This is a genomic window from Cognatundibacterium jejuense, from assembly GCF_014284255.1.
Taxonomy (GTDB): Bacteria; Pseudomonadota; Gammaproteobacteria; order Burkholderiales; family Burkholderiaceae_D; genus Undibacterium; species Undibacterium jejuense.
Window position 1 is genome coordinate 1 of sequence record NZ_JACOFV010000002.1, and the last position, 25938, is coordinate 25938.

A 25938-nucleotide genomic window follows, 5' to 3' on the forward strand; every position below is an offset into this window, starting at 1 on the left:
GTTTGCACAAAGTGGCACCAACGGTCACCGGCATCCCGGCAACAGAGTACCCAACCCCGGCACAACGTCCGGTTAATTCCTGTCTGGATACTAGTTTGCTGGCGACAACGTTTCATGTGCAAATTCCGGAGTGGGAAGCAGCTTTGGCACATGTTCTGGGCAAGATAGCGTAACAAGTTTTATCTGGCAGGTTTTTTTATCCTGATTTTTGTCAATTTCCCGACCGGCGTTTGCCGAGCCGGGAAATTGATGTAAACACATAAACATGTAGACAAATAAAAGGTCAATGTATTTTTGATAAAATTCTGGTCTTCGATCAGACATATTTGCCTCTTCTTACCGGAAACAACGATAAATTGAACTAAAAGCTACTTTTCAAATGATGCTTGTTTCGATATTGTTGCATACTCGATTTTTATATGCTTTTGGCGGTTTTTAATTTTTCGCAGTTGGCATACGCAAAAATGCCGAATCACTGCACTAACGACTCGCCCGGAATCAGCCCAAGAATATCTCTGGACAATAATGATAAAGTTAGCAATGGAATTTTCAGCATGATTCATATCGCCATCGTCAGTCATGGCCACCAGGATCTGCTCATCGCAAGTCAGATTGGTGGACTACAAGACGCCGGTGACGATATTCATGTCTGGATTAAAGACAATCTGCCATCAAGCGAACTCAAAGAATATTGCTTGCGCCATCGTGTGTCGTACACCGACGCATCGCCAGGCTTGAGCTTTGGTGCAAATAATAATTTCTTATTTGCACAGATAAAAAATAGCGTAGGCATTCAAGCTGATGATATTTTTATTGTTATGAACCCGGATGTCAGCACTGACCAGGCAACCATATTAGAATTGGTGCGTTTAATGCGCGCTGATCATGCAGCCTTGGCAACATTAAACCTGTACCGCGACGCCAATTTTGAAACGCCTGATGCAAATATACGGCGCTTTCCGGACTTCTTTTCTCCGATTCGGATGGCATGGGTGCACTCCTTGACCGAACCATACAATAAAAGCGATTATAAATCGGCGGGACTAAGCGACTGGGCTTCGGACGCTTTTCTGGCGTTTAAAGCTAGCCATTATCAACTCCTGCACGGTTTTGATGATCGTTATTTTATGTATTTTGAAGATGTAGATTTGTGCTACCGATCCAGCCTGATGTTAGGGCATGGTGTACGCTACTATCCGCAATTAAAAGCCTTACATAGTGCCGCTCGCAAAAACCATAATGTTGCATCACGCCACGCAAATTGGTTTATTCGGAGCTTTTTGAAATTCATTTTCCGCAAATATTTTGTCTATAGCGGTGCCAAACATGTCTGAACAGTTGCGCTTTCCGGATAAGAGTAAAATTTTGCTGACTGGGGCCAGCGGTTTTGTTGGTCAGGCTATTTATCAGACCTTAGTAAATCGTTCTGAACGCCTGATCTGCCCAACCCGTCGCCCAATCAGTAAATTAAGTGCGACAGTTGTTAATCCTCAAATTAGTGATTTGTCAGCCCAAACTGACTGGTCAGGATTTCTGACCGACGTTGGTATTGTAATTCAATGTGCAGCGCGGGTACACGTAATGCAAGAAGCAGTCGCTGATGCCCTTCGCTTATTCAGACAAGTGAATGTGGATGCCACGATGCGACTGGCAGAACAAGCAGCAAAAGCTGGTGCAACCCAATTCATATTTCTTAGCTCGGTTAAGGTTAATGGCGAAGGCACAGAGCCAGGCCATGCATACAATGAAGCAACCCCATCTGAAGCGCAAGATCCGTATGGCATCTCCAAACGCGAAGCAGAAAATGCACTATTGGCTCTTGGTGAACGTAGCGGAATGCACGTGACTATCATACGTCCGCCGCTGATTTACGGGCCCGGTGTCAAAGCCAATTTTGCCAGTATGTTGAATTGGGTCGAAAAAGGCATCCCGCTACCGTTTGCCAGCATTAAGAATAAGCGCAGCTTTGTTTACCTAGAAAATTTGGTCAGTCTGGTATTGTGCTGTCTGCGCAATCAGAATGCGGCGCAACAAGTGTTTTTGGTATCCGATGACCACGATTTATCGACTGCAGAATTATTACAACTGAGCGCCAAAGCTTTGCACATGCCGTCGCGCTTACTGCCGTTTCCACCAACGCTATTGGTTCTGCTGGCAAAACTCGCGAGGCGTCCCGCCATCAGCGACAGGCTGTGCGGCTCTTTGCAGGTTGACATCAGTAAGGCAAAGCAAGTTTTAGGATGGACGCCGCCTTATTCGGTAGAGCAAGGTCTAGCTGCGACGATGCTGGCAAAGTCTGCATGACTCAACTATTTCTTAGCATTCCTTAGTTTATGATAAAACGCATTTTTGATTTATTTCTGGCTTTCATCGCAACAGCCATTCTTGCCGTTCCTTTGATCCTGACGGCATTGTGCGTCAAACTGACTTCAAAAGGCCCGGTGGTCTATTGGTCGAATCGTGTTGGCAAGAACAACGTCATTTTTAAGATGCCAAAATTTCGCAGCATGCGCATAGATACACCAGCAGTTGCGACGCATTTACTCACCAACCCCGACCAATATCTGACACCGATTGGCTCCTTCATCCGCAAATCTAGTCTGGATGAATTGCCGCAGTTATGGAGCATCATCAATGGTGATATGAGCTTTGTCGGTCCGCGACCAGCACTTTACAATCAGGATGATTTGATTACGTTGCGTAGAGAAAATCAAGTACATACCATTGCCCCTGGTTTGACTGGCTGGGCGCAGGTCAATGGTCGGGATGAACTACCTATTCCTGTCAAGGTTGAACTGGACGCATATTACTTGCAACATCAATCATTTTGGCTCGACATTCGCATTCTGTGGATGACGTTTTTCAAAGTGGTACGCCGTGACGGTATTACCCATTAAAGCACTGCAAGTACCCAAAGCATATACTGCACATTCAGCACCTAAAGCGCGAAAGTAGACACACCATGTTGCACTATTTGATTAACTTGTCGAGGCTGCAAAAACAAATCATTGCCGCGAGTCTGGACGCCGTTTGCCTGCTTGTGACTTTTCTCCTGGCAATCTGGCTGCGTTATGAGGGTTTTAATGACGAGTTATTTCGCCACTACTTTGGTCTGATCATCTCGATTCCATTGATCTCAGTACCTATTTTCATACGCATAGGCTTATATCGGGCAGTAGTACGTTTTATTGATCAAAAAATTATTAGTACGATCCTCATTGGTGCCAGCACCTCAGTATTATTGCTGGCATTCATCGGCATCATGTTACACATCATGCCAATTTCCAGGGCGATTTTTGGCTTTTATTGGGCTGGTGTCATGATCTACCTGTGCGCTAGTCGCTTCATTGCGCGCACCTGGTTGCTCAATGCTGGTATGTCCGAAAATGCAATTCCGGTGTGTATTTATGGTGGCGGTAAAGCAGGCGCTTTGCTGGCGGGTGCCTTGCGTTCTGGCGGTGAATATGTGTGCGTTGCTTTTGTTGACGACAACAAGCACATACAAGGTTCAACCATTGCTGGTATCAAAGTCCACAGTCCCGCGGATTTGGATAATCTGGTTCCTAAACGCGACATCAAACAAATTTTATTAGCCCTGCCAACGATTTCTAAAGCACGACAAAAACAAATTCTGGATCAACTCGAGCACCTGAAACTGAAGATCAAAGTCACACCTTCGATTCAGAGTCTGGTCAATGGTGAATTGCGGGTACAAGATATTCGCGATGTCGAAATTGAAGACTTGCTGGGACGTAATCAGGTTGCTCCAGATACGCGTTTGCTGGCAACCTGCATCACCAACAAACATGTCATGGTGACCGGGGCTGGTGGATCGATAGGCTCGGAACTGTGCCGTCAGATTGTCCGCCAAAAGCCAAAAAAACTGATCTTGTTAGACATGTCGGAATACGCTCTGTATGCGATCGAACAAGAACTTAGTGCTTTGCTCTCGCAACTGGGTCTGGAACTGGAAATATTGCCGTTTCTTGGCAGCGTCCTTGATGCTGCCAAGTTGGATAAGATTTTTTCCGCTTTTCCGATCGACACGCTCTACCATGCCGCCGCTTATAAGAATGTGCCTCTGGTAGAGCATAATCCTGTCGAAGGCATACGCAACAATGTGTTCGGTACGCTGACTGTTGCACAAGCTGCGATGTGCGCAAAGGTCAAAAATTTTGTCCTGATCTCAACCGATAAAGCAGTTCGCCCAACCAATGTCATGGGTACCACTAAACGCATGGCAGAATTGATTTTGCAGGCTTGCGCACGCAAGCAACACACAACCCGTTTTTGCATGGTACGTTTTGGTAATGTGCTGGGATCTTCGGGATCGGTGGTGCCGCTGTTCCGCAAACAGATTATGGAAGGTGGGCCGATCACTCTCACGCATCCGGAGATCACGCGCTATTTCATGACTATCCCTGAAGCAGCGCAATTGGTGTTACAAGCCGGTGCGATGGGGGAAGGTGGCGATGTTTTCGTTTTAGATATGGGCGAGCCGGTAAAAATTGTCGATCTGGCTCGCCGCATGGTGCATTTGAGTGGTTTGGAAGTTAAATCAGAAACAACCCCGGATGGAACGATAGAAATCCAGCACGTGGGCTTGCGTCCCGGTGAAAAATTGTTTGAGGAATTATTAATCGGCGACAATGTCGAAGGAACCACTCATCCTTTGATCATGCGGGCACAGGAAAACGAAATTCCATGGGATAAACTGAATAATTTCTTGCAGGAATTAGAAACCGCCTGCAATGACTTTAATTACGCCGAAATTCGTGCTCTCTTAATGAAAATAGTGGCAGAATACCAACCGCAATGTGGGATTGAAGATTTGATCTGGCAAGCCACGCAAGGCAGCACGATGCAGGATGATAAAAAGGTGGTCACAGACAGCAAAAATCTGCGCCTGTTACCCTGATTATCAGCCCCTACGCAACACAAGTGAATTAAAAGCGTTTATATATTGATTTAAATTTTTACACTAAGGCCTTTATGTCCCTACTCTCTCCAAGCATCTTTAAAGCCTACGATATTCGCGGCATTATTGGCAAAACACTGGACGCCGACGTGGCGTTTCAAATCGGCCAGGCCTTCGGTACCGCAGCGCTGGCAAAAGGCGAAAAAGCCGTTGTAATCGGCCGCGATGGCCGCTTGTCAGGTCCTGAGTTGATCTCTGCACTGGCCAAAGGTCTGCAATCGACCGGGGTAGATGTGATTGATTTGGGCGTTGTGGTAACACCGATGGTGTACTTTGGTACCAATGTGTTAGGCGCAGCGTCTGGCATCATGGTCACAGGCAGCCACAATCCGCCAGACTATAATGGCTTCAAAATGGTGCTGGCTGGCGAAGCCATTTATGGCGATGCGATTCAAGCCTTATACCAGGCAATTTTGAAAAAAGAATTTGCAACTGGTAGTGGTAACTACCGCACGCACGACATCAAAGCGACCTATCTGGAACGCATCATCAGCGACGTTAAACTGACTCGCCCCATCAAAATCGCGGTAGATTGCGGCAATGGCGTAGCTGGTGCTTATGCAGCGGATCTGTACCGCGGCATGGGCTGTGAAGTGATTGAGTTATTCTGCGAAGTGGACGGTACTTTCCCAAATCATCATCCAGATCCTGCCCATCCTGAAAACCTGCAAGACCTGATCCGTTGCCTGCAAACGACCGATGCTGAAATCGGTCTGGCATTCGACGGCGACGGCGACCGTTTAGGCGTGGTAACTAAAGATGGTCAGATCATTTACCCTGATCGTCAATTGATGTTGTTTGCCGAAGATGTGTTGACGCGCAATCCCGGTGCGCAGATTTTGTATGACGTGAAATGTACACGCCATATTTCTGCCTGGGTGAAAGCTCGCGGTGGCGTGCCACTGATGTGGAAAACTGGTCACTCGCTGGTCAAAGCCAAACTGCGTGAAACTGGTTCCCCGCTTGGCGGCGAAATGAGCGGTCATATCTTCTTTAAAGACCGTTGGTACGGTTTTGACGATGGCCTGTATGCAGGTGCGCGTTTGCTGGAAATTCTCAGCCGTGTCGCCGACATGACGGCAACCTTAAATCAATTACCACAATCTGCATCCACCCCAGAATTGCAATTGCAATTGGCAGAGGGGGAAAACTTCACCATTATCGCTGCGATGCAAGCCAATGCTGACTTCCCGGGTGCTGACGAAGTCATCACGATAGACGGCTTGCGTGTTGAATATCCTGACGGCTTTGGTCTGGCACGTTCATCGAACACGACACCCGTGATCGTCATGCGTTTTGAGGCTGAAACACCCGCTGCACTGAGCCGCATTCAGGGCGCATTGAAGCAGGCAATTCTGGCAGTCAAACCCGAAGCGCAATTGCCGTTTTAAATTGCTCTCTTCTCGAAATTAAGCAGACAAATATATATACTCTACCCAGTAATTTTTAGTGACCTAGTAATCATCTTGATATCTGGGATGATTTTTAAATTTTCTGGGGGAGTATATTAATGCCTTGCCTCATTAATTCGCCCTTCGTTTCTGCCATAACCACTCTTGCCATAGCCATTCCGTGAAAATTCTCCTGATCCGCGTTTCTTCTTTGGGCGATGTGTTGCATAACATGCCTATCGTCGATGATTTGCATCGTCATTTCAACAACGCACAAATCGATTGGGTGGTCGAAGAGGCGTATGTCAATCTGGTGCGCTTACATCCCGGGGTACAACATATCATTCCGTTCGCACTGCGACGTTGGCGTAAAAATCTCGGAGCGGCAGCAACGCGGCAAGAGATGAAACATTTTTATCAAGCCCTCAGAAAAGAAAAATACGATCTGGTGCTTGATACCCAAGGTTTATTCAAAACCGGCATGATTATGGGCATGAGCCGTCTGGCGCCAGGCGGTAAAAAAGTCGGATTGGCGAACGGTACTGAAGGGTCGGGGTACGAGGGTATTTCACGTTTTTTCCATCACCAAAGTGTGCCAGTAGACCGACACACTCATGCGGTGCTGCGTGGTCGTTTAGTCGCCGCCGCAGCCGCTGGATATACAGTGGACACGCCCGCCAGCTTTGGTTTGGAACCACCGGCAGGCACACCAGCATGGTTGCCGGGTGAGCCTTATGTCGTGTTCTTTCACGGCACGGCAGGCGCAGCGAAAAAGTGGGCACGTGCTCACTGGGTAGACATTGCTGAGGAATTACGCCGCTACGCATTACCTATTTTGCTACCTTGGGGTAACGCCGCTGAAAAAGCCGAAGCAGAAGCGATGGCGGCACAAATGCCGAATGCCCGCGTACTCCCAGCGTTATCCATGCAGGAAGCAACAATCCTCGCGCAATCCGCCGCACTCGCCATTGGCGTTGATACTGGTCTGACCCATATTGCCGCCGCCTATGAAACTCCGACCATAGAAATTTATTGCGCATCACCAAAGTGGAAAACCGCAGGAAATTGGTCTGACAAAATTATCAATCTCGGTGACCAAGGCTTTCCACCCACCCCTCATGAAGTAAAACAAGCAATAAAGCAGTTGTTAGTTGCCTAATTGTTGTCTGAAATTGTTTAAATTAGCTTAACTTTGCTTCATTTTTTTTCATACTTTCAGTGCAAAAATGCAGTTTGGTCTCACTATTCGAGGATTTTCGGGTATATTCCGTCGTCCTGATGAGTGAGGCCACGTTGAATGAGCGCTCTGAACAATCTTGATCACTATGCCATGAGCCTAGCAAGGCCCTTGCTCCAACAGCGAGAGCTGCCTGAATTTGCTCTCATTCACGCAATTCAATGAGTTAGTACACGCTCACAAACAGCTTTTTGCTTTTAAACCATTGTGGTCAGGCTTAAGAGTCCGAAGCATGCGCGGAATTAACCGCAATTTGATCAGCACATCACGAACAAATTGAACAACTTCAACCATTAACATCATTGCCGCACTTGATGGTATTGTGCTGGTGAATTTAAAAAACTAACAAAGTTACTTAATCTGTCTTAATGCGCCTTCTATACTCACTCGTCTGGGGATTATCCCTGCCTTTCGCACTGTTTCGCTTGTGGTGGCGTGGTCGTCAGGAACCTGGCTATCGTCAGCACATTGAAGAGCGACTAGGCTTTTATGCACCTTATGACGCGTCGCCAACGATCTGGGTACATGCCGTGTCAGCTGGCGAAACGCGCGCTGCTGAGCCGCTCATACGCAGTCTGCTGGCACATTATCCGCGACACCAATTATTGCTGACCCACATGACCGCCACAGGACGGGAAACTGGTGGAAAATTATTTGCTGATGTGGCAAGCCGCGTGCGTCAATCGTATTTGCCTTACGACATCAACTGGATGATGCGCCGCTTCTTACGCCATTATTCCCCACAGCTGTGTGTTCTGATCGAAACTGAAGTCTGGCCGAATTTGATTGCACAATGTACTTCAGCACAAATTCCAGTTACGTTAGTGAATGCTCGCTTGTCAGCAAAATCACTGAAAAAAGCCCAAAAGCTATCGACCCTGATTTTGCCTGCAGCACACGCCATCAGCGCCGTTGCCGCCCAGTCGAATCCTGATGCACAACGTCTGCAGGAATTAGGCATTGATCACCCTAGTGTCACCGGCAACATGAAATTTGATGTCACGCCACCAGCAATGATGGCAGAACGTGGTGCAGCGCTGCGGCGCAGTCTGGGTGATCGCCCTATCATCCTTTGCGCCAGTACCCGCGATGGTGAAGAAGAATTAATTCTCGATGCTTTTTTGGAACAATTCCCATTACTAGAACAAGCACCGCTGTTAATGATTACACCACGCCATCCGCAACGCTTTGATCAGGTGGCGCAAATGATAGAGGCGCGCGGCATATCGTATGTACGGCGCTCAGCCTTTGATCACGAGGTCGTAACACCGATTTCTGACAAAGTTCAGATGGTACTCGGTGACAGCATGGGCGAAATGTATATGTACTATGCGACTGCCGATGTCGCTTTTGTCGGTGGCAGTCTGGTACCGCTCGGTGGTCATAATCTGATCGAAGCATGCGCTATGGGTAAAGCCGTATTGACAGGATTGCATACTTTTAATTTTTCTGAAATTACCGATCAGGCAATAGCTGCACACGCGGCTTTGCGCGTTGATGGCGCACGTAGTATGCTACGTGAAGCACTGGCATTACTGCATGACGACAAGAAGCGCCAGCAGATGGGCAAAAGCGCATACGCTTTCTTCTTACAACATCAGGGCGCTACGTCCAGAACGCTGGATATACTGAAACCTTTCCTGAATTAAATCAAATCAGGAATCCATCATACGTAAGTAATTAGCAAGCAATTAGTCTTAAAAAAAATACCCGAAATTCAAGCTGATAGAAACGCCTTGATAACAGTCAAGGCAGCTCTGTCGCCACTGTCTATACTGGGACGATCATGCAGTCAGTACACCTGGCGCGGACCAGATCAGCGACATCAAAACATGAACAATCATCTCAAAGTGAAATAAATCAACCATGAACGCCAACGAAAAAATCCTAGGAATCACTGACATGGCTCCCCAAGAAATCTCCCTCGATGTATTGCTTGAAAAATATGCTAAAGGCGATGAAGCCACGATCCATGACGTACAAGCACGTGTCGCCAAAGCACTGGCCGCGGTAGAGCAAGCCGATGCACAGGCTTACTACGAAGAAAAATTTCTGTGGGCGCAAAAGAATGGTTTTGTACCCGCTGGGCGTATCAATTCTGCCGCTGGTATGGATTTGCACGCGACATTGATCAATTGCTTTGTGCAACCGGTGGGTGATTCGGTTTCCAGCCCGACAGATGGCAAACCTGGTATTTACGCGGCCCTGGCCGATGCGGCAGAAACCATGCGTCGTGGTGGCGGTGTTGGTTACGATTTTTCCAGCATCCGTCCTAAAGATGCTTTAGTCCGTGGCACGCGCTCGCGCGCTTCGGGCCCGGTCTCGTTTATGCAAGTATTTAACGCATCTTGCTCAACAGTCGAGTCAGCTGGTGCACGTCGTGGCGCGCAAATGGGTGTGCTGCGTGGCGATCATCCAGACATTTTGGAATTCATCCGCTCTAAAGACGAAGGTGGTCTCACCAACTTTAATATCTCTATCGGCGTCACCGATGAGTTCATGCACGCGGTTGCCAATGATGGCGACTTCTGCCTGGTACACAAAGCAGAACCGAGCGAAGATAAAAAAGCCAACGGCGCTTATCAACGTGAAGACGGTATCTGGGTTTATGAAACAGTGCGCGCGCGCGATCTGTGGGACATCGTCATGAAGTCCACTTATGATCACGCCGAACCAGGCATTTTGTTTTTGTCACGCATGAATGCAGAAAACAATTTGTACTACTGCGAAAAAATTGAAGCCACCAATCCATGTGCTGAGCAACCATTGCCAGATTATGGCTGCTGCTGCCTGGGCTCAGTCAATCTGACACGCTTTATTAAAAATCCATTTAGCGCCAGCGTCAAATTTGATTTCACCGCGTTCCAGGAAGTGGTCACTGTCGCGACCCGTATGCTCGACAACGTATTAGATGCGACTGCATGGCCCCTGGATCAGCAACAAGAAGAAGCCATGTCCAAACGTCGCGTTGGACTCGGCTTCCTTGGTCTTGGTAGCGCGTTGGTGATGTTAGGCGTACGTTACGATTCAGAAGAAGGTCGTGAATTTGCACGTCAGGTTTCTGAAACCATGCGCGACGCCGCGTATTTAGCGTCAGCAGAATTAGCGAAAGAAAAAGGCGCATTTCCTTTATTCGATAGCAAACAATATTTAGCAGGCAGCTTTGCGCAACGCCTGCCAAAAAACCTGCGTGCCATTATCAAAAAGAATGGTCTGCGTAATTCGCATTTATTATCGATCGCCCCTACTGGCACGATTACTTTAGCATTCGCTGACAATGCATCGAATGGTATTGAGCCAGCATTCTCTTGGGTGTATAACCGCAAAAAGCGCATGGCCGTTGGCGATGCACGGATCTATGAAGTTGCTGATCACGCATGGCGCATGTACCGTGCGATGGGCAATGACGTATCGGACGACAGCAAATTGCCACAGCAATTTGTCACCGCATTAAACATGTCAGCCAGCGATCACATGAAGATGCTGCAAGTGGTGCAGCCTTACATTGATTCTGCGATTTCTAAAACAGTGAACGTGCCGGCAGATTATCCTTACGCAGACTTCCAGAATCTGTATATGGATGCATGGCATGCTGGCCTCAAAGGTCTGGCAACTTACCGTCCAAATAGCATTTTGGGTAGCGTATTGTCAGTAGCCTCCAGCACACCAGAAGCAGCGCCAGAAATTAAAGCCGTCCCAGACGAAGATTTACTGCGCAAACAATTCGACGGCCGCCCATTTGGCGACCTGGAATCGGTAACGTCAAAAGTGCAGTACATGACCTACGAAGGTAAGAAAACGGTGTACCTGACAGTGAGCTTCATCCACGTTCAAGGCATAGTCGGTGGTGAGCGTGTGACGATAGAACGTCCGTTTGAATTCTTTATGCCAGCCGGACAAAAGAACGATGGCCAACAATGGATTTCTGCGAGTATGCGTCTGTTATCGATGGCAGCCCGTTCTGGCGGTTCCATTGCCAAAGCCCTCGCCGATATGCGCGAAGTGGTATGGGACAAAGGCACGGTACGCTGCGGCATGATTACCAAAGATGACGGCACCCAGGCACCGTTGTTCCATGAATCTGAAGTCGCTGCGATTGGCTATTCTCTGCAACGTATTTTGATGAAGCGCGGCTACCTCGATGCGTCAGGCAATCAAATTCCTGTACACGTATTAGCTGAAAAGTTCAAAGCGCGTATGCAGCAATATACGCTCGATGACCTCGCCTACGAAGCCGATACAGCACCAATCAGCTACATTGCGACCGGAAAAAAATGCCCAGATTGCGGCGCTCATGCATTGCAAAAAATCGACGGCTGCAGCCGCTGTGTTTCTTGTGGTTATGTTGGGGCATGTGGATAAGAATGTAATCGGGATCTCATCATCCTAAACCGTCATCCCTGCATTTTTTTGGCAGGGATGACGGTGTAGCATGGCATAACAGAAACGACAGAACTAAAACTCGTAATCAAAAACAACTGCGTCACTGAGCAGAGGCTTCAAAGTCTCAACAAATGCAAGGTGCTCAGGATGGAAGAGATATCTATCTCGCGCTTCGGCATCCGCAAAGGTCATGACTGCTGAATGGGTGTAGCCATGACTCATACCTTCATTACTCACGTTGGCACCTTGATCGAAATCGATAACCTCTTTGATTTTGGTAGATAAGTCCAGGAAAGCATTAATGCATTTCTGTTGTTCTTGCGTTGAACTTTCATTATTAAATTGAAGCAAGACGATGTGTTTGATCATTGCGAAACCATTCTCTTATGACGACTATGCAGATTAAATAAATACCAGCGTTTGTGAAGCGATAAAACCTCATTTTTGCCAGTGCCTGAAATACATCTTTTATTGATATTTTTTGAGTAAAAAATACCGGTCATGCCCATCTGGAAAACCATCGACCTTACCGGCAACTTCAAAACCTAGCTTTGCATAAAACGTTGGCCCCTGAAATGAAAGTGTGTCCACTTGTGCAGCGATACACCCTCTCTTCTTGGCCTCGCTTTCCGCTAATTCCATCAATCTGCGGCCAAGTCCGGTTCTTCTGACTTCAGAATCAACCCACATGACTTCAATCAGAAATTGCCTGTAAATTGTTCTACCTGAAACTCCAGCCATCAATTGACCGCTGTTATTGCGTGCAATGACAGACAAGGGCTGTGAATTACCCGGCCCTGCATTTTCAACGTTGTACGCTCTGACACCCGCAACGAGGGTATCAAAAACGTCTTGATTAGCTTCATGGAGAACTTCTACGTTCATTGAATTGTTCCGGTTAAATATTTATTTAATTGTCTGTATGTCTGAAAAATTTCAAAAGCCGACATTCAACACAGCAGAAAAATCAGGCACACTGCGTAAAATCAAACTGCGACTTCAGACCTCTCTCGATTCAGATACATCAGCCCCATCACGGCGAGGATGAACACAACTGCGGCACCGAACAGTGAAAAATGGATGCCGATTTTGCTGCCGATTAATCCGACAAAAATGCCGCTGAACAATCGCAAACCGGCCGATGACATGCCAAACAAACCTAACACTTTTCCACGGATCGCATCCGGCGCTTTCATTTGCACAATGGTCTGATTCATGCTGCTGAATGACAGTTCACAATAGCCGGCCGCAAATAGACAGAGCAAAGCCAATGGGTAATTATGGACCATGGCAAACAAACCTAAAGCGACCGCCCACGCTATGGCAAATCCCATCGATGCAGAAGGGCTCACCCGGGCAAAGCGAAACCCTGCCTCTAAGGTAATACCGGCAAACAAGGCGCCAGCAGCGTCAGCCGCCAACAACATCGAATACGCCATACCGGGTTCGATATTGCCGAGGTCAGTAGCAAAACCTGGCATCTGCGCCTGATAGCTATTGCCAACAAAAAAAGATGCCGCGCCTGACAGCAAAATCATCACACCTAAGGTAGGAATTTTTTTAACCGTCAATATCGTTTGCCAGATGTCCGATAAACCACTCACACGACGTGCAGCCGATTGTTCGAGGCGCTTGCCGCGGTGTGGTTGCGGTGCCTTGATCAACCAGATCAGTAATGGCAAATAAAGTGCGGCGTTGAGCAAGATGCCCTTATTGGGGCCCAAGGTAGACATGATCAGGCTACCAACACCGGGGCCCACCAGTACACCAAAATAGCGCGCTGTCGCGTTGAGACGCACAGCACTTGCAAGTTTCTCCACGCCGACAATATCGTATAACAAGACCTGACTGGAGGTCATCCAGAACACACCGGCAAATCCGTGCAGTACCAGTAGCGTCATTGCCCACGGGATCGTCAAAGTGTCGGTAATAAAGAAATAACCCCAACCCAGCGATACCAGGGCAAACAGCGAACCACCGATTTGGATTAAACGACGCGAGTCAAATCTATCGTTGAGTGCACCAACACCTACCGAGAACAACAGAAACGGCAACCAGTGTGAAATCACCGCAAAGCCACCCAGCGTCGGAGACTTAAATTTTTCAAAAGCGACCCAATAGCTGATCACATGTTCCACATTGTCAGCCATCATCGTCAAGACAAATGTAGCAACAAAGATAGGAAAGCTTGGAATTTTTAATGCTTCAAATGCTTGATGTTTGGTCCCTTGACTCATTTTTTATTTATTCCTTTATAGCCACTTTTTGATAACTGCGGCTCAATCATGTAAAACCAAATACGCTTTACCAGGTGGTGATTGCAAAGCGACTCAATAGAGGTGAATGGATATATTACTCGGGGTGCGTTTTCTCAAAGAAATTTCATGCGATAGGTTTCTGCCTCAATTGAGTAAACATACTGCGCCCCTAATTCGTGCTCTTCACCAGACATTTCTTTGAATTTCAATCCTAGTCGCTCCAGCGCTCTTCTTGACGGCGCATTGGTCTCTCGTGTCAATCCTAAAACAACCTTCAGGCCAATCTGATTAAAAGCCATTTCCAATGCCTTTTCTGCCATTTCATTGGCATAACCAGAACCCCATACCTCCGGACTAAAACGGAAATACAAGTTTGCGGCATGTAGTTGTTGAAGACGCTCTACCAAAGCATTACCACCAAATCGCGGACGATTCGAAATACCGCCAAAGCCGATGATGCGCTCGGGGTCGCTACGCAGTGCAACCGACCAATACCCCCATTGCTTCTCATCCCATTCTGTTTGCCAATGCGCAAGCACGCTATGCGCTTCTTCCAGCGTTGTCATAGGGCCTTGGGGATTGAAATGATTGGTTTCAGGATTAGCGTGAATGTTGAAGATCGCCTGAATATCGTCTGCAGTTGGTCGATAAAAAATCAATCGGTCGGAAAAGCTATGCTCTCGGTTGCTTATTGCACTAATCAAGGTATTCAAGGTATTTTCCTTACTTTAGCTTGTTGAGCTACTTTGTTTTTTGAGGGTGGTAGAGCTTATCGTCAACGGAAGGAGCAAGTAGCATCAAGGTTTCAACAGGTGCGATTAGAGCGTGATTAATATAGCAATTATAATTTAAATCTATCGTCACCGCTTTTACAGATGTAAAGACTAAAAGTCGCCTTCAAAACTGGCACAATACTGCCGAAGCTGGATTAGTATTTTGTTGCTCCCGTTTTATCCGCAACATTGGAAGTAATTTTTCCAAATCGCTGCGCTGTCAGTAATACCCTCACCTCGCAATTTTGCGACGGCGTCTCTCTAGATATGCTTTTCGGATCTTGATATGAATCGATATCTTTAACGCCCCCCCTGCTTCGTCCATCAACAACACTTTGCAATCACCTAGTACGCAAATGCTGATCGTTATCGCCTCGTTTTTAATGATGACTTTTGTAGTTTCCCAACGACCGAGTTTTTCACAGCATTACGGTTTCTTTTTCAATAAAAGGCTTATGCGACGTACATTAATACGTCAATCAATCGCTACAGAATGCAAAGACACATTACCAGAGGGATGGTGACGATAATGATAAACAATGGTACTCGTCAATAAGATCAACATTAGAAAAAATTCTCCCGACAACCCCGCCAAAGCCGCATCGAGGTAGTTAGCTGAAAAATGCAAAGTTTGCGCAAAAACGGCACCTAACAAGGCGGAACCAAGACCGAACGACGCTTGCTGGACTGTCGTCAATACAGCACTCCCCGCCCCTGCATGTGCATTCGGTACATCAGCCAATCCTATGCGGAAAAAGCTACTCACAATCAAAGACTGACCAAATCCCATCAACGCGGTAGCTGGGGCAAGATTCAACATACCTGGTTCTGGCCACACCAAATATAGGGTCAGAATCAGACTGAGTAAGCCTGTCATTTGTATCGCGCAGCCAACTATCAATGTTTTAGTTCGTCCCAGATAAGCAAAGATTTTAGGAGTCGATAAAGACCCGACGAAATACGCAGCACCCAATACGATAAAGGCGTTGCCGGACTGTAGCGGATTCAGATGCGCGCCCGCTTGCAAGCTCAAGGCCAACACGAACATGAACCCACTCCAGCACGAGAAAAATAAGATCGCGATCAATAAACCAAAACGCACACTGGGCAAACGCATTAATGATGGTGGCAATAAAGGCGACGCACCACGTAGTTCCTGAAAAAGCTCAACACGCCATAACACCACCAGCAAAGGTCCTACCGCTGCCAACATCAAAAAGCATGTTGCAGACCAATGCAGTGCAGGCCCCAGTGCGAGCGGCACCAACAAACACAAGATCACGAGTGTTAACAGTAGAGTGCCTGGAATATCGATACTCGCAGCGTGCTGACTACGTGTTTCAGGAACGCAGCGACCGGAATAAAGCAAGATCCCGATACATACTGGCAGATTGATCAGAAACACACTCCGCCATCCCATCCCCGCCAGATTCGCTGAGATCAGAACCCCACCCAACACTTGTCCGACAATGAAAGCCAGACCACCGATGGCACCGTAAAAGCCAATCGCGCGCGAATGCTTTGCGCCTTGCAAACTGACATGGATGATTGCCAGAATTTGTGGTACCAACAATGCCGCCGCCGCGCCTTGCAAGGCGCGCGCGAACAACAGTAACCAAACTGTATTGGCGATACCACACAGCAAAGAGGCAACACCAAACAACAATACGCCAAGCTGAAACAATTTTAAGCGTCCAAAGTTATCACCCAGACGTGCACCAATGGCCAGAAATACCGCAAAAGCGACGCCATAAACTGCCACCATCAGTTCCAATTCAGTCTGGCTGGCGTGCAGTGAATGTGCAATCGCATCCAATGCCACATTCACAATAGAAAAATCAACCTGAGGCAGCAACTGACCTGCAAGTAAAACAAACAAACCTGCACGGTGCAAAGCAGGCTGGGTCTGATGAGTGTTCATAAGCACTTAAGCTCCATTTGATAAGCAATGGAGAGCAGTCTATAATCAAATTTAGACTGGTACTAGATTCTGATTAGCCTGGTATAAAATCTACCAGCCTGTGGCCTCGCTTTAAAACTAAGAATCATTTTTTGAAATGCTTTATGGGAAATCTCATCACCTCAACGGATCGCCCTGTGTACTCAAACTCGGCACCACTGGCAACCGCAGTACCGGACTCTCTCGCAGTCACAAAGGGACAAAATGCCCACCAGGCATTGGGTAACTTTTTACGAGCGAGACGAGAAAGCCTTGATCCTGCTCGTCTCGGCTTGCCACGTACTGGACGCCGCCGTACACCAGGGCTACGGCGTGAAGATGTCGCGGCACTCGCTGATATAGGGATTACCTGGTATACCAAACTGGAGCAAGGTCGGTCGATTAAAGTATCCGCTCGCGCACTGGCAGCAATTACGCAAGCGCTACAATGTACCGATACCGAAACTGCACACGTTTTTGCACTGGCAGGTATGAGCTCGGCACCGTCGATAGCCGAAAAACCTGGCTGTGAAAAGGTGTCCCCGGTTGGTCAACTCATTCTTGATCAGCTCCATCCTATACCTGGGTTAATGCAAAACGCCCGCTTTGACATTCTGGGGTATAACCAGGCATTTCAACGTTTGATGAATGTTGATCTGGCGGGCATTCCAAAATCAGATAGAAATTGTATTTATCTGGCGATGACGCATCCGGTATGGCGCGCCAGTATGAGTGATTGCCAGGACGCGATACCACGCATGGTCGCGCAATTTCGCGCCGCTATGGGTGAGCATTTGCACGATTCGCTTTGGGAAAAACAACTGCAACGCTTCATGAACACTTCCAGTGAATTTCGCGATGCATGGCAACGTTATGAAGTCCGCAGCGTTGAAAACCAGGTCAAGCAATTTCATCATCCACAAGCCGGAATACTAAATCTGCAATTGACGAACTGGTGGTCCGCACCCAAAAATGGAGACCGATTAATGATTTACGTTCCGGTCGATGAGGAATCTAAACACCGATTGGAATTATTGACTGATCTTTGTGAATAAGGTCAACCACTTCTATCATCGTTTCACTTGCCTCATCAACTCGTTTTTCCACATGATCAACAAGTTCGATACTGGTGTTGATCGGATCCTTAATCTTTAGCGCTCCCCCGCACTTTGCAATGCTAACTCAAACACTATCAAGGTAATAAGGACACAAACTATAAGCTAGCCAACTGGAACCAGATTTTAACTGAGCAAATATCTCGTGAAGCATTGCGGAACAACATGCAAATACTTCTTTGCAAAAACTAATTTACATTCGTAATCGTAATCGTAGCGCTGTAGCGATAGGAATTTTCAGATAACATTCTTTCTATTACTGATTACTAATTTCTGATAAGGATTAGCGGCAAGCTCGGGATATTATGGACATCCTCAAAAATTAGCGATAATGATGCTTTATTATTGGCTATTCATGTCGACACCATGGAATTTTCTGATTACCTTAAAAATATGAAACCTCATACATTCCATCTCTTGTGTATCGCTGTCGCTAGCACATTTGCATTCACTTCACCATCCCATGCAGCGGATCAAACCAGCACGACGCCAACGACAGGCAGCGAAGTCAACAATGTGCAAACACCCAATACAAAAGACGAAACCGTAAAAATCAAAAAACATCGAATTACAAAGCTAAATGAACGCTTAACCACCGATGAAGAAACATTAAAAAAAGCTTGTCGTTTTGAATCAGATATTCCTATGGCACCGCCAGCAAAAGAAGTGGCGCTCACGTTTGACGATGGGCCAGAACCGGTGCAAACGGAATTTATTTTGGCAGTACTGAAAAAGCACAAAGTTCCGGCAACGTTTTTTATGATCGGCGAAAAGGTACAAGCGCATCCAGATCTGGTGAAGTTAGTAAAGGAATCAGACTATACGTTGATCGCGAATCACTCCTGGAGCCATCCGAATTTTCATGAAATTTCACCTGAAGAACAAGCCATAGAAATTCAAAAAAGCAATACCGTCAGCGAATCGTTCAATACGCATAAACTGTTTCGTTACCCGTACGGTAATTCCAGCTGTGAATCGAATCAACTACTCAAATCCATGGATCAGAAAATCGTTGGTTGGCATGTCGATTCCTGCGATTGGGCTTTTGATCATAAAGGCTCAGTGGATATCAAAGAAGCCCTGACCTGTGGCGTGTTATCGCAAAACCGCAAAGACTATCTGGAGCATGTTATTTCTTCCGTTCATGCGCATAACGGTGGTATCGTCCTGATGCATGAAATTCATCCAAATACCTTAAAAAATTTAGATCAAATCATTACCCGCTTACTCGCTGAAGGTTACGTGTTTAAGAGTCTCGCCGATGATGACTTTCAAAAATTTTTACGCTAGAAAAAAGTGAACTAATTTTGGGAGATGCAGGTCTAGCTTTATACAAGCGGTATCGATCTGCATTTTCCCCTACACACCATTTTGAGGGAGCCTCATATGATAGACGTATGTTCAACCATTCATAGCTTCAATAAAACCCGCGAACCAGAGCGCTTGCTCATGAAGTATCGCAATATGCGCACTTCCCCTTTTATCTTCTTGCGTGCGACCTGCCATTTGTTTTATGAACGTGCTGCGCCGGCGTTGCACTCTCAACCGGCGCCACTCACCTGGTGTATGGGCGACATGCATCTGGAAAATTTCGGTAGCTACAAAGGCGATAATCGTCTAGCTTATTTTGATTTGAATGACTTTGATGAAGCCGTTCTGGCACCAACCACCTGGGATTTAATTCGCTTTTTAACCAGCATCCTGGTGGGCGCAAAAAGCATAGGTATTAGTAACGTGGATGCAAAAGCACTCGCTAAAGATTTTTTAGTGAGTTATCAAACAGTGCTAGCCAGCGGCAAAAGTCATTGGGTAGAAAGAGAAACCTCGACCGGTCTGATACGCAATTTATTGACTGCGGTCAAACTAAGGCAACGATGCGATTTTCTTGATCATCGCACCTTATTCAAAGCCGAAGAAAGGCGAATACGCATCGACGGTAAGAAGGCGCTGGCAGTGACGCCAAAACAAAGAGCAATGGTAGAAAAGTTCCTTAAAGAATTCGCTCAGGATCAGCCAGATAAAAAGTTCTTCAAGCCGATAGACATCGCGCGCAGAATCGCGGGCAACGGCAGTCTTGGCGTTGATCGCTATATTATTCTGGTCCATGGCAAAGGTAGCCCGGATCAAAATTACTTACTGGATTTAAAAGAAGCCGTGCCATCATCATTAGTACCGTATCTGGAAACACCGCAGCCGCAATGGGCATCAGAAGCACATCGCGTAGTCACTGTGCAAAAGCGTATGCAAGCGGTGTCTATGGCATTCTTGCAACCAGTTACGATTAAAAACAAGCCCTACATATTGCGTGCCTTACAGCCGTCAGAAGATCGCGTTACTCTCGATGGCACAGTAAATACTTTAGCGGAATTAAGAAAGGTAATTGAAGTGATGGGCGAAGTTGTCGCCTCCGCACAATTACGTAGCTCTGGCCGACAAGGTTCAGCAACTGCCGATGAGTTAATTGATTTCGCCCAAGGAAAAGATTGGATGAAAGCCTTATTAAAATCCAGTCTGGATTGTGCGAAACATGTGAATGATGATTGGAAGACTTATTGCAAAGCTTATGATGCTGGTTATTTTGCAGTGGATAAATTTTAAGAAGCTTAGCAAGCAATAGCTTGGCAACGATCTGTCTTTTTTCGCTGTGCAATAGTGCATGTTGAGCACTATGTGCAGGAACTTACAGATCGTTTCCACATATCATTTTAGTGATAATCAACATTCAACATTGAAATAAAGAATTTTGAATTTTTAGGACTATAATCAACTACGGCTCAACAGCTTAGTGCGTTTTTTCGTCTAAGTTGTTCCTTCCCGCGTCCGCCAGACGCATTACGGAGTCGTTATGCATATTGAAGAAACCCTGAGGCTTGATTTTAAAGACGTGTTGATCCGTCCAAAGCGCTCTACCCTTACCTCCCGTTCCCAAGTCGATTTAGAGCGTGAATTTGTATTCCACCATTCGCGCAAGACCTATCGTGGCATTCCTATTATTGCCGCGAATATGGATTCCACTGGCACCATGGAAATGGCGACAGCTCTCGAAGCGCACCAATTGTCTGTCGCACTGCACAAGCATTATGACGAAGACACTTTGGTCGACTACTTCACTGGCTTGCAAAAAAAATCGACCGCATTTTACTCCATGGGCATTACGCAGTCTGATTTTGAAAAATTTTCTGCTGTAATGGCACGCGCGCACAATGCCATTGAATATGTCTGCATCGACGTCGCCAATGGCTACACGGAAGGCTTCATCAATTTCGTAAAAAAAGTACGTACCAGCTACCCACACCTGACTATCATGGCAGGCAATGTCGTTACTGGTGACATCACCGAAGAATTGATTTTGGCGGGTGCCGATATTGTTAAAGTTGGTATCGGCCCTGGCTCAGTCTGCACCACACGTAAAATGACTGGCGTTGGTTACCCACAACTTTCTGCGATTATCGAGTGCGCCGATGCAGCCCATGGTCTTGGCGGTCAGATTTGTGCTGACGGTGGTTGCGTGGTTCCAGGAGATCTGGCGAAAGCTTTTGGCGGTGGCGCTGATTTTATTATGCTGGGTGGCATGTTGGCCGGACATGATGAATGCGCAGGCGATCTGGTTGAACGTAATGGAGAAAAATTCAAACGCTTCTACGGCATGAGCAGCCGTGCAGCGATGGATAAATACGCTGGAGGGGTTGCCAAATACCGCGCCTCTGAAGGTAAAGAAGTACTGATTCCTTACCGTGGTCCAGTGGACGCTAGTATGCAGGACATCCTCGGTGGCGTGCGTTCCGCATGTACTTATGTAGGAGCGCACAAACTCAAGGAATTAACTAAACGCACTACTTTCATTCGCGTGACGCAACAACTCAACGAAGTATTCGGCAAATCTTAATTGCTGCTTTTCAAGGATGGCACGAAACCTGCCATCGCAAACCGGGTCATACTCCCGTGACCCGGTTTCAGACTTCCCGTGCTTTTTCACAACACGCTCTCCCTGTGCTGGCATAGATCCTGCTAATTAAAACACAACAGTCAGGTTTTTTGCCGTGTGTCTGATGCTGAATATATTGCGACAGCAAGCTTTCCATGGCAGGATAGGTTTTTTATTTTTTGCCATTCAGACAGCGTGACTTTTCCAAGCACTGGAAAGCCAGATCACACTGGGTATCTCAGGTCCCAGAAAAACTGCTGAATATTGATGTAACAACCGATTTATATGTGGAGAGATATGAATAAGGTAGTTAAGAAACATTGGAACGACATTTTTGAAACAGCATTCACCGTTGTCTTCACAGGACTCATTGTTACAGCATGTTCAAAAAATCCACCACCAGAAGAAAATAAAACCGCCGAAGCGGCTTCATCATCGACAACTGCTTCGCAACCAACTGGATTAGTAAAAAATCCGGTTAATCACAATAAAGTGGCTGATGTAACGCAGTGGATGGATCAGGCGTCAAACAAGACCACGGCACAACTTGCGCAAGAGGAAAAACTGGCAAAAGAGGCGAAAGAAAAACTTCTACTCGACGCCAAACATCTGGTTGACAGCAAAGCTGTCGTGAACAAGCCTGCTGCTAAAGAAGCGACCACTACCACGCAAGCTTCTGCTCAGGCAACGGCACAGGTAACAGCATCTTCGCCTGCACCTGCGCCGATTCAGACAACGGCAAAACCTATAGAAACGCCACTTCCAAATCCGGTTACTGTGGCATCACAAGCAGTGGCAGCGACAGTACTATCAAGTGCAGCAACAACCAAACCGGCTCAGACAGAATCATCAGATCGCCAAGTACTAAAAACTATTGCGAGCAGCCAGCCTAAGTATCCATCTACTGCGGCACGTGCCGGTATCACGGAGGGCAAAGTGAGTGCACGCATTCACATAGAACCGGATGGTAAGGTGTCACAGGTAGAAATTCTAAATGCACGTCCCAAGCGTTACTTCGAACAAGAGGTCATCGCCACAGTCAGTCAATGGAAATATGCACCTATAACTAAGGCGCAAACAACTGTGCTGGAGTTTACGTTCAAACTTGACTGATCCTGCTTTGAACCATGCATTCAATTGACGAGACGATCACTAAGCAAAATTAAGTGTGACGATAATAAAAAATCCCATTGTGGTGCATTAACGCACCACAATGGGATTCTGATGTTGATCGATTAGATTAATCCTCCGAAATCAAACCTAATTCTGGGCCGGACATCAGTTTCGATATATCCAACAAAATGATCATGCGCTCGTCAATATCGCCAAGTCCAATAATATAGTCTGTTGAAAAAGTTGAGCCCAGTTCTGGCGGGGGCTTGATGCTTGAGGATGGAATTGTTACCACATCCGATACGCTATCTACCATCATTCCGATAACACGGCCTTTGATATTGAGAACAATGACGACTGTTGTATCGTCAGCGTTACTCGTACCAGTATTGAAACGCAAACGCATATCAATCACCGGAACGATAACACCACGCAGATTCATAACGCCTTTCAAATAGTCTGGCGCATTTGCAATACGTGTCAAAGATTCGAAGTTCCGGATTTCCTGCGTTTGTAAAATATGAATCCCGTACTCTTCAGTGCCCAAACGAAAAGCCAGAAATTCTTGCTCTGTCAGATTATCCGTTTTGCTTTCAATTTCAGCTACGGGAGTAGCGAGATCGGATTCACTCATGGTGTTCTCCTAAAAAAATTCCTGGTCATTGATTAATGGGCGAATAAGCTAAAATTAGTTAATATTACATCACTAAAACAAGGGCAGAGAAAAGGCCAGTCGGGTCAGCAAAACTAACGATTTTATTCTCAAAATACTTCACTACACACCCATGAACTGTACTTCGTGCCTTAAGGAAACTCAAGAAATTAAAACGTTAATCAGCATGAATGGTGTGAAATATTGTTTCAAGGCAATATTTCACGCCATTAAATTAAATCACAAAATACAATACTTCACCGTGGACTTTCAAGTGATGGATAATCAAAAACGAATGTATATTGTTGTATTTTTAAACAAACCCGTAATACTAAGGCATGCTGTAGAACCCTAATTTGTTCTCGATGCTGACGCTGCGCAAGAGATACGCCAGTTTGGTGTTGCCACCAGAAATTACCACGCAATTGCCCAGAACTGCAAAGCCTGTTCAGTACGAGATATTGATTACACCGGATTCTCTATCGCGGAAAATATTTAGAGAAAGTCAATAACTGGTTGGCGACTCATAATCAGTAAGGATTGTTCATTGACTCCGCCAATCATTAAGCGTTTCAAATAACGTCAAATGAAATAAAAGGGCTAAAGTGCGAATTGGTACTTCAGCCTTTTTTATAAAACTTATTTAACGCCCGCCAAACGGCGCAGTACATGTGCAGCAGCCATCAGGCCAAAAGAAGCGGTGACGACAATAGAGGATCCAAATCCAGCACAGTTAAGGCCAGTAACGCCGACGTTATTCCCTACATCATCTCCAGCATTCTGTTTAGAAAGATCGACTGCACAGACTTCTGGTGTTTCCGGCATCGTCAACGCTTCCATGGAAAATACCGCATCGATACCAAATTTACTCTTGGCTCCACGTGGGAAACCATAGTTTTGACGCAAACGCTTACGTACTAATGCCAGCAAAGGTTCTTGTTCGGTACGTGACAAATCGCGAATTTCAATCTTACCCGGATCAGTTTGCCCGCCAGCAGCGCCAATAGTAATCAAAGGAATCGCATGTTCGCGGCAATACGCGATCAGAGCAGTTTTGGCTTTTACATTATCAATAGCATCGATGACATAATCAAAATCTTGCTGCCCTAACATCTGATCCAGATTCTCTGGCGTCACAAAATCTTCCACTTCAGTCACCTGACAAAACGGATTAATCAGTGCAATTCGTTCAGAGAGGGCGCTAACCTTGGCTTTTCCTAACGTCTCACTATTGGCTTGAATCTGTCTGTTAATATTCGATTCAGCGACGTTATCCAAATCAATCATAGTAATTTTGCCAATAGCACTGCGTGCGAGTGCTTCGACGACCCAAGAGCCAACACCACCAACGCCAATCACGCAGACATGGGCAGTTTTAAAGCGTTCCAGACCTGTGGCGCCATACAGACGGGCAATGCCGCCAAAACGACGTTCGAAATCGATATCAGAATTTTGTTGCATAATGAGTTTAAATTTAAAGTAACCGCCATTTTACAAGACCGCGATTGATGTGTCGCAAGTAGCGTTAAAATGCGCATAGCATAATGTGATTAACCTCTCCAAAGGGAGTCAGTATGAATAGCTTGTACGACAGCGCACCTGGTTTTGATCAACCTTTGGCGGTGTTAAAACATTGCCATGACCGTATTCGCAAGCAATTGGCGACCTTGGATAAATTAGTCAATCATCTCAACGATATTGGGATTGATGAAGATGCGCAACAAGCTGCCAAAACAGTACTAAGGTACTTTAAAAAGGCCGCGCCGCAGCATCATCAGGATGAAGAAATTGATTTATTGCCTGAGTTAGCGGCGACCGCGACGGGCGATGATGCGGTATTGTTAAAAGAATTGATCATGCAAATTCTGCAACAGCATCATCAAATGGAGCAACATTGGAAAGTACTGGAAGTGCAACTGCAAGAAATTGAAGACGGTGAAGGTGCTGATTTGTCAGCATCCGATGTTGAAGATTTTGCTGCAATGTATGAACAGCACATGCAAATTGAAGAAGGTCAAATTGCACCAATGGCATCGCGTTTGTTTAACGATGCGCAAATGAAAAAACTGGGCGCAGCGATGCAGGTACGACGCGGGATTACCGATTGAAGCGATTCATCCGATACACCGGCAAGCTGAGCCCTTGGTTCAAGAATGAAAGCGATCTGATTCACT

22 protein-coding genes are annotated in these 25938 nt (G+C 46.4%); 15 read left to right on the forward strand and 7 right to left on the reverse strand.

Annotated features, from left to right (window positions below):
- Window positions 1-11 precede the first annotated feature (11 nt).
- From H8K32_RS02450 to H8K32_RS02490, 9 genes are all read left to right on the forward strand, one after another.
- Complete coding sequence (locus tag H8K32_RS02450) at window positions 12-173, forward strand: sugar nucleotide-binding protein (RefSeq protein ID WP_343067925.1); 162 nt, start codon at window positions 12-14, stop codon at window positions 171-173.
- A 381-nt stretch (window positions 174-554) separates the two neighbouring features.
- Window positions 555-1334 carry a glycosyltransferase family 2 protein gene (locus tag H8K32_RS02455; protein WP_186910898.1) on the forward strand — a complete coding sequence of 260 codons (780 nt, stop codon included), beginning with the start codon at window positions 555-557 and terminating at the stop codon, window positions 1332-1334.
- Entirely contained in the window at window positions 1327-2304 is a 978-nt protein-coding gene (locus H8K32_RS02460; RefSeq protein ID WP_186910899.1) for a UDP-glucose 4-epimerase family protein, read from the forward strand. The genes H8K32_RS02455 and H8K32_RS02460 overlap by 8 nt, the downstream gene beginning before the upstream one ends.
- Before the next feature lie 32 nt (window positions 2305-2336).
- Window positions 2337-2897 (forward strand): sugar transferase, encoded by a 561-nt coding sequence (locus tag H8K32_RS02465; protein WP_186911230.1) that lies wholly within the window; start codon window positions 2337-2339, stop codon window positions 2895-2897.
- A 65-nt stretch (window positions 2898-2962) separates the two neighbouring features.
- Window positions 2963-4918 (forward strand): polysaccharide biosynthesis protein, encoded by a 1956-nt coding sequence (locus tag H8K32_RS02470; RefSeq protein WP_186910900.1) that lies wholly within the window; start codon window positions 2963-2965, stop codon window positions 4916-4918.
- A gap of 74 nt (window positions 4919-4992) precedes the next feature.
- A complete protein-coding gene (locus H8K32_RS02475) occupies window positions 4993-6369 on the forward strand; it encodes a phosphomannomutase/phosphoglucomutase (protein ID WP_186910901.1) in 1377 nt (458 codons plus the stop codon).
- Window positions 6370-6550: 181 nt separating this feature from the next.
- A complete protein-coding gene (gene waaC, locus H8K32_RS02480) occupies window positions 6551-7528 on the forward strand; it encodes a lipopolysaccharide heptosyltransferase I (RefSeq protein ID WP_186910902.1) in 978 nt (325 codons plus the stop codon).
- Between the two features lie 446 nt (window positions 7529-7974).
- On the forward strand, window positions 7975-9255 hold the full coding sequence (waaA, locus tag H8K32_RS02485) for a lipid IV(A) 3-deoxy-D-manno-octulosonic acid transferase (protein WP_186910903.1): 1281 nt from the start codon (window positions 7975-7977) through the stop codon (window positions 9253-9255).
- Between the two features lie 217 nt (window positions 9256-9472).
- Window positions 9473-11968, forward strand: a complete 2496-nt coding sequence (locus H8K32_RS02490; protein WP_186910904.1) for an adenosylcobalamin-dependent ribonucleoside-diphosphate reductase — start codon at window positions 9473-9475, stop codon at window positions 11966-11968.
- Window positions 11969-12061: 93 nt separating this feature from the next.
- Here H8K32_RS02490 and H8K32_RS02495 read toward each other — a convergent pair whose 3' ends face one another.
- The 5 genes from H8K32_RS02495 to H8K32_RS02515 all read right to left on the reverse strand — a co-directional run bounded on the left by H8K32_RS02495 (window position 12062) and on the right by H8K32_RS02515 (window position 16941).
- On the reverse strand, window positions 12062-12358 hold the full coding sequence (locus tag H8K32_RS02495) for a Dabb family protein (protein WP_186910905.1): 297 nt from the start codon (window positions 12356-12358) through the stop codon (window positions 12062-12064).
- A 99-nt stretch (window positions 12359-12457) separates the two neighbouring features.
- Window positions 12458-12874 carry a GNAT family N-acetyltransferase gene (locus H8K32_RS02500; protein WP_186910906.1) on the reverse strand — a complete coding sequence of 139 codons (417 nt, stop codon included), beginning with the start codon at window positions 12872-12874 and terminating at the stop codon, window positions 12458-12460.
- Between the two features lie 101 nt (window positions 12875-12975).
- On the reverse strand, window positions 12976-14226 hold the full coding sequence (locus tag H8K32_RS02505; protein ID WP_186910907.1) for an MFS transporter: 1251 nt from the start codon (window positions 14224-14226) through the stop codon (window positions 12976-12978).
- Window positions 14227-14360: 134 nt separating this feature from the next.
- On the reverse strand, window positions 14361-14960 hold the full coding sequence (locus tag H8K32_RS02510; RefSeq protein WP_186910908.1) for a GNAT family N-acetyltransferase: 600 nt from the start codon (window positions 14958-14960) through the stop codon (window positions 14361-14363).
- 535 nt (window positions 14961-15495) lie between these two features.
- Complete coding sequence (locus H8K32_RS02515; protein WP_186910909.1) at window positions 15496-16941, reverse strand: MFS transporter; 1446 nt, start codon at window positions 16939-16941, stop codon at window positions 15496-15498.
- A gap of 143 nt (window positions 16942-17084) precedes the next feature.
- Between H8K32_RS02515 and H8K32_RS02520 the strand changes: the two genes are divergently transcribed.
- From H8K32_RS02520 to H8K32_RS02540, 5 genes are all read left to right on the forward strand, one after another.
- On the forward strand, window positions 17085-18014 hold the full coding sequence (locus H8K32_RS02520; RefSeq protein ID WP_186910910.1) for a helix-turn-helix transcriptional regulator: 930 nt from the start codon (window positions 17085-17087) through the stop codon (window positions 18012-18014).
- A gap of 453 nt (window positions 18015-18467) precedes the next feature.
- Window positions 18468-19364: a polysaccharide deacetylase family protein gene (locus H8K32_RS02525; protein ID WP_222612997.1), complete on the forward strand. Its 897-nt coding sequence runs from the start codon at window positions 18468-18470 to the stop codon at window positions 19362-19364.
- Window positions 19365-19460: 96 nt separating this feature from the next.
- The gene (locus tag H8K32_RS02530) at window positions 19461-20672 is read left to right on the forward strand and encodes a DUF2252 domain-containing protein (protein ID WP_186910912.1); all 1212 of its coding nucleotides are present in this window, start codon (window positions 19461-19463) and stop codon (window positions 20670-20672) included.
- Window positions 20673-20919: 247 nt separating this feature from the next.
- Window positions 20920-21960, forward strand: coding sequence for a GMP reductase (locus H8K32_RS02535; protein WP_186910913.1), 1041 nt, complete (start codon window positions 20920-20922; stop codon window positions 21958-21960).
- A gap of 336 nt (window positions 21961-22296) precedes the next feature.
- Window positions 22297-23112, forward strand: coding sequence for an energy transducer TonB (locus H8K32_RS02540; RefSeq protein ID WP_186910914.1), 816 nt, complete (start codon window positions 22297-22299; stop codon window positions 23110-23112).
- Between the two features lie 127 nt (window positions 23113-23239).
- Here the strand turns inward: H8K32_RS02540 and H8K32_RS02545 are convergent, their stop codons facing one another.
- Both H8K32_RS02545 and H8K32_RS02550 read right to left on the reverse strand, forming a co-directional pair.
- Complete coding sequence (locus H8K32_RS02545; protein ID WP_186910915.1) at window positions 23240-23746, reverse strand: chemotaxis protein CheW; 507 nt, start codon at window positions 23744-23746, stop codon at window positions 23240-23242.
- Between the two features lie 657 nt (window positions 23747-24403).
- Window positions 24404-25225, reverse strand: a complete 822-nt coding sequence (locus tag H8K32_RS02550; protein ID WP_186910916.1) for a tRNA threonylcarbamoyladenosine dehydratase — start codon at window positions 25223-25225, stop codon at window positions 24404-24406.
- 113 nt (window positions 25226-25338) lie between these two features.
- Between H8K32_RS02550 and H8K32_RS02555 the strand changes: the two genes are divergently transcribed.
- Window positions 25339-25872, forward strand: a complete 534-nt coding sequence (locus H8K32_RS02555) for a hemerythrin domain-containing protein (RefSeq protein WP_186910917.1) — start codon at window positions 25339-25341, stop codon at window positions 25870-25872.
- Window positions 25873-25938 lie beyond the last annotated feature (66 nt).